The organism is Oleiphilus sp. HI0086 (genome assembly GCF_001635225.1).
The window spans coordinates 1-751 of record NZ_LWFZ01001166.1 but is presented as its reverse complement, the minus strand read 5'-3'; the positions used below and the strand labels follow the sequence as shown (position 1 = coordinate 751).

Below are 751 nucleotides of genomic sequence, written 5' to 3'. Positions count from 1 at the left end.
ATTCATATCACTGATCGTGTGAGCACTTCGGGTGATTGCTTGCAAGGAATTATCAGCGTCTCGAGCTTTTTCCACGCTGTCTTTAGCCATTTCTTGGCCTAAAGCTATTGACTCAGTTGCACCTTCGGTACCCGCCTGTAGCTGCTGAACCAAGTGCTGAATTTCTTCAGTCGATTTCTGTGTCTGACTCGCCAAGGTACGCACTTCATCTGCAACGACGGCAAAGCCGCGACCACTATCTCCTGCACGAGCCGACTCGATGGAGGCATTCAAGGCTAGTAAGTTTGTTTGATCAGCGATGCCTCGAATAAAATCTAACACGGTACTTATGTTGTGCGTATCCTGTTCAACACGCTGTATGGTCTCGGCTGTATGTTCGACACCTTCAGCTAGCTGATCAATCACCGATACCGCAACATTAACAACTTGGGACCCGGATTCGGCCTCGGAGTTCGCTTCTTTCGCTGCTTCCGCTGCCGAATGCGCGTTATCCGTCACATGAGATACTGCCACACTCATCTGTGTAATCGCTGTCGCAACGCGTTCAGATTGGTCTTTCTGTTGATTAATTCTATCTTGAGTATTAATCGTCAAAGAGCTCAATTACTCTGATGCCTCGCTAATATGATCAACCAGCTCAGTTAACTGCTTAATGATTCCTTCGACTTGATCTAGAAATTTATTGAAGGTTAGTACCATGCCATTTATTTCTATCACGGGTGAGCTGGACTCAACACGGAGCCCCATATCT

1 protein-coding gene is annotated in these 751 nt (G+C 46.9%); it reads right to left on the bottom strand.

The window, feature by feature from the left end:
* The coding region (locus tag A3756_RS20405; protein ID WP_231875593.1) for a methyl-accepting chemotaxis protein at nucleotides 1–603 on the bottom strand (603 nt) is incomplete at its 3' end.
* Nucleotides 604–751 lie beyond the last annotated feature (148 nt).